General features: G+C 36.2%; 5 protein-coding genes. 1 reads left to right on the top strand and 4 read right to left on the bottom strand.

The genetic code is table 11. The features are described from left to right. Positions 1–92 precede the first annotated feature (92 nt). The gene (gene tdh / locus EV203_RS12980) at positions 93–1,136 is read right to left on the bottom strand and encodes an L-threonine 3-dehydrogenase (RefSeq protein ID WP_207910905.1); all 1,044 of its coding nucleotides are present in this window, start codon (positions 1,134–1,136) and stop codon (positions 93–95) included. Positions 1,137–1,292: 156 nt separating this feature from the next. Between tdh and EV203_RS12975 the strand changes: the two genes are divergently transcribed. Further along, on the top strand, positions 1,293–1,697 hold the full coding sequence (locus tag EV203_RS12975) for a DUF1284 domain-containing protein (protein WP_132040879.1): 405 nt from the start codon (positions 1,293–1,295) through the stop codon (positions 1,695–1,697). A 9-nt stretch (positions 1,698–1,706) separates the two neighbouring features. Here the strand turns inward: EV203_RS12975 and EV203_RS12970 are convergent, their stop codons facing one another. From EV203_RS12970 to EV203_RS12960, 3 genes are read right to left on the bottom strand one after another with little or no spacing between them, the layout of a single operon-like run. Then, positions 1,707–2,570, bottom strand: coding sequence for an ABC transporter permease (locus EV203_RS12970; protein WP_132040878.1), 864 nt, complete (start codon positions 2,568–2,570; stop codon positions 1,707–1,709). After that, positions 2,567–3,469, bottom strand: a complete 903-nt coding sequence (locus tag EV203_RS12965) for an ABC transporter ATP-binding protein (RefSeq protein ID WP_132040877.1) — start codon at positions 3,467–3,469, stop codon at positions 2,567–2,569. The genes EV203_RS12970 and EV203_RS12965 overlap by 4 nt, the downstream gene beginning before the upstream one ends. A gap of 4 nt (positions 3,470–3,473) precedes the next feature. Further along, entirely contained in the window at positions 3,474–4,388 is a 915-nt protein-coding gene (locus EV203_RS12960; protein WP_243700715.1) for a DUF2275 domain-containing protein, read from the bottom strand. Positions 4,389–4,494 lie beyond the last annotated feature (106 nt).

Here is a 4,494-nt window from a genome sequence, read left to right as displayed (position 1 = left end):
GCATGTTGGAAGAAGGGTATTTTTTTGTCTTTTTGCCCTTTAAATGCCTCAAAAATTTTTTAATTACCCCCTTGACATTTTACCGTTTGTCTTTACGGATATAATACGACTTTACCGCACTGCCCTTTTATCATGAGTTCCATTCCCTTCTGGTATTCGGTAAGAGGGAATGTGTGGGTGATTATTGGCTTTAAATCTTCTGCAAGACCTGATTTTAGTAAGCCCTTTACGGTGTACCAGGTATCGTACATTCTTCTTCCAGTTATGCCTTGTATAGTTATTCCTTTGAATACCACATTATTTGTGATGTCAATTGGGACTTCATTGTCAGGAAGGCCTAGAATAGACATTCTGCCACCTTTTGCAATGTACTCTAGACCCTGCCTTATGGCGGTTGGATTACCTGAAAAGTCCAAAACTACATCTGCTCCATAGCCTTCTGTTTCGCTTTTTATTATGCTGACAACGTCTTCGCGGAGAGGATTTATAACCCTTGTTGCACCAAGCTTGTGAGCCAACTCTCTCCTGTAGTCAGCAGGTTCAATCGCGAATATTGCTGCAGCACCTGTTCTTTTAAGAAGTGGTATTGCCATCATTCCTATTGGGCCGCATCCTATGACAGCTACAGATTTTCCAACTACATCTCCTGAAAAAACAGTGTGGACTGCGTTTCCGAGAGGTTCCTGTATGGATAGTATCTCTAGAGGTATGTGTTTATCGTTTATCCACACATTGCTTTCAGGGACTTTGATGTATTCTGCAAAGGCTCCATCTGTGTCAACGCCTAAAATGAGAGTATTTTCACATATGTGAGCGTTGCCGGTTCTGCAGGCTCTGCACTTTCCGCATACTATATGAGTTTCTGCGCTTACTAAGTCTCCCACTTTTACTGATGTGACATTTTCTCCAATTTCTACAACCTCTCCTACAAATTCGTGTCCCATCGTTTTTGGAGGTTTTATTCTACTTTTTGCCCATTCATTCCAGACGTATATGTGAACGTCTGTGCCGCAAATAGAAGTAGCTTTAACTTTTATCAAAACTTCATCAGGGCCTATCTTTGGTATTTCCTTTTTTACTATATCTGCTCCTTCTTTGGGGTATTGTTTTACCACGGCGGTCATAAGTCCATCCATAATAGACATCTCCTTTACTTGTACACTAATTTTACTACATAATATATTCTATATTTTTGTACAAATTCCTCCTTGCAAGTACAAAAAAATTTGAAAAGGTATTATTAAAAGATGTGCTATAATGTTAAGAAGAGCATGCTATGGGGAGAGATTAAAATGGAAATTAGAGGGCACCACTTTTTGTGCATGTTGGGCTTCAGAGGTCTTGGTTATGATGAGGAATTTGTTAAAAACATGAATGAAATTATTGAAAGATTGAATAATGAACAGGATATGTTGATAAAAGTTGTGGATAATGTGGATAACATCTGCGCCCTTTGTCCAAATAATATAGATGGGGAATGCAAGATAGAGAGTTATCCTGGAAGTGTAAGGGAAAAGGATAGGGCTGTTTTGAAGATTTTGGGTATAAAAGTAGGTGAGGTAATAAGGTATAGGGATATTGTGAATAAAATCAAAGAAAATATGACAGAAGAAAAGATGATGAATATATGTAAGGATTGCGAATGGTTTGGTCTGGGTTATTGTTTAGAAGGGCTTAAAAAGTTAAAAGGCGGCTGAAGCCGCCTTTTATAAGTCTCTTTGAGAAAAACGCTTTACTCCATAGTAGAGAAGAAATACCACGTAGAAAAAGATGTATATGAACATGTAAATACTGGGTTGAGACATGCCCCCAAAGAGTCCTTGTGTCATCATAAAACTTATTCCGCTACTTTGTGTTAAAAGCTCTGCTGTCATTTTTCTGTATATTACATCTGTAGGTAGGATAAGACTTGTAATTATCCCCGCGTTTATGAGGCTTTCTCCGCTTTTTAAGCCAAAGGCGCTGACTTGACTTTGCTGAATTGCTGTGCCAATTTGTTCAAGTACGCCTCCAACAAGGGCAATTCCATAGGCCATAATGGCGATTATTCCTGTGTTTATAGTAGAAAAGATTGAACTTGAAGCGATTATAAGAGCTAAAAATACAATTGGACCTAAATCAAAGAAAAAGAGACCTTTTAAAATGTTATCCCACCCGAAGCTTATTTTAGAGCCAAACCATATATTCAAACCTACAACAGATAAAAACATTATAGAGCTGTATAAAACAATCATAATGCTAAGCCCTATAAATTTTCCTAATACCAGTTCATATCTTTTTATAGGTTTAGACAAAATAGAATATATAGTGCCACTTTCTATTTCTCCTGATATGGCATTTACAGACGTCAAAACCACGAGAAAAGCTACTATAAGGTTTGCGAAAAATAGACCAGCAGATAAAATTTCTGATTGAAAGATGATGTCATATATAGAATCGCTGGGACGCTCAAATATTCTACTTAAGCCAAAAGCATATATGGAAAGGTAGAGGAGGGACAAAAGGGAAGCTAATAGAAAAGCCCGTTTTTTTAGCATCTCTTTAAATGTGTATTTTATTATAGTTATCACGAAATCTCATCCTTTCCAATCAAGTTTATGAATAAGTCTTCCAGTGAAGAAGTTTGGGTATTTAATTGATATAGCTTGGCACCAGCTTCTATCACCATTTTAGCTATAATTGGTATTTTTTCTCTATCCTCTACCTTAAAGGAGAGTTTATTTTCTTTAAACTGGAATTCTTTTGATAAACGAGATATTTTTTCAATCAACTCTGGAGTATAATCTGTTATAACCATTTCTACATGGGTGTGTTCTTTTAATAAGTCATCCAGTTTTCCTTGTGCTATTACTCTACCGTGATTTATTATGGCCACTTCATCGCATACCATTTCTACTTCACTTAATAGGTGGCTGTTTAGAAAAACAGTTTTGCATTGCGATTTTAATTGTTTTATGATTTCTCTTACTTCAATTCTTCCAACAGGGTCTAAAGCTGAAGTAGGTTCATCTAAAAACACTATTTCGGGGTCATTTAAAAGGGCTATTGCAATGCCAATTCTCTGTTGCATTCCTTTGCTGTAATTTTTTATAAGTTTATTTTCATGACCTTTCAATTTTACCAATTCTAAAAGTTCATCAATTTTTTTGCCTGGATTTTTTATTTTATAAAGCTCAGCATGGAAGCTCAAAAGCTCTTTTCCTGTCATCCAGTCGTGATATCTAAAATTTTCAGGTAAAAATCCCACTTTTTCTCTGGACTCTACAGTGCCTATGGGTTTCCCTAAAATCCATGCAAAACCAGAGGTGGGGTGCAAAAACCCCACCATGGTCTTTACAAAAGTGGTCTTTCCTGCACCGTTTGGCCCCAAAAACCCAAAGACCTTGCCTTTCTCAACAAAAAGAGTTACTTCTTTAAACCCACCTTTTCCATTAAACTGCTTTGTGAGATTTTGTGTCTCTAAAACCATTTCATCACCTCATTGAATTTGCAATTTGAATTAATGTATTTATTGCCTCTTCTTTTGCAACGAAATCCTGTTTGTCTCCTGCTGGGTTGGGCCAGAGTGTGAGGTTGTACATTACTCCATTTTCACTCCATCCTAAAGCTACAAAATAAGGCCCAGATTTTTCAACAATGAGAATGCCTTTATTTCCTCGAATGGTTATTTCTTTAATTTCAGTGTTGTCACTTGTACCTATCGGTATGGGCAGTGTCTCTTTCCAGTCAGTCACACCAGCGATTTGCCTTTTTATATTTTCAGGTAAAAATGGGAGGTTTACTAAAGCGTCAATTACTTTATCTACATCTACCCCTTCTGGCACCACTATTTCTGGAGTTTTTACTATGTTAAGTGCAACTGTATCTTTTTCACTGCCTTTTCTCTGTAAATCCATATCAATTGCCCTGCCAAAATTTATAATAATGGGTTTTCTATCAAGTTCTGTTGGGAAAAAGTGTGTACCGCCAAATGTTTTAATGAGTTCATTTATTTTGTCAACTTTTAATATAAATTCTAAGCCTTCAATTTTTGAGATGTATGCATGCTTTATTTCAAAATTTTCATCTGCTGGAAGTTTTATTTTATATCCAAGTTCAGATTCTATTTTGTCAAGCTCATCAGGGGAAATTTGACGCCCTTCCTGAGAACCGTCTTTTATAATCTCTCCGTAATCTTTAAGGTTTATATTTTTTATACCTGCGTTGTAGAACTGATTTTGAATTTGCGTCATATCCTCTGGTGTTATTGCTATAACCTGCATCTTGTTAAGCCTTAGAAGGTTTAAAAGTTTAGCTTCTGCATTTTTAAGTGGCGGGAAAAAGGCTGAGGCGGCTATAAATGCCACTATCAAAGCAGCGGCAATTAACTTTTTGTACTTTGTAAACATGGATACCACTCCCTCGTATAATATGATTGTAATCCACATTAAAAATTTAATAATAAACACACAAATTAAATCCTTAAAAACCATTTTTACCCTGGTAAAACAATCT

The sequence above is a fragment of the Caldanaerobacter subterraneus genome (genome assembly GCF_004345675.1).
GTDB classification, from domain to species: domain Bacteria; phylum Bacillota; class Thermoanaerobacteria; order Thermoanaerobacterales; family Thermoanaerobacteraceae; genus Thermoanaerobacter; species Thermoanaerobacter subterraneus.
This window is presented reverse-complemented; position numbering and strand designations above follow the sequence as displayed.

Excerpts from the sequence above, each read along its gene's own strand:
- EV203_RS12960 (WP_243700715.1), bottom strand. The coding sequence starts at position 4,388 with ATGTTTACAAAGTACAAAAAGTTAATTGCCGCTGCTTTGATAGTGGCA.
- EV203_RS12965 (WP_132040877.1), bottom strand. The coding sequence starts at position 3,469 with ATGGTTTTAGAGACACAAAATCTCACAAAGCAGTTTAATGGAAAAGGT.
- EV203_RS12975 (WP_132040879.1), top strand. The coding sequence starts at position 1,293 with ATGGAAATTAGAGGGCACCACTTTTTGTGCATGTTGGGCTTCAGAGGT.
- tdh (WP_207910905.1), bottom strand. The coding sequence starts at position 1,136 with ATGGATGGACTTATGACCGCCGTGGTAAAACAATACCCCAAAGAAGGA.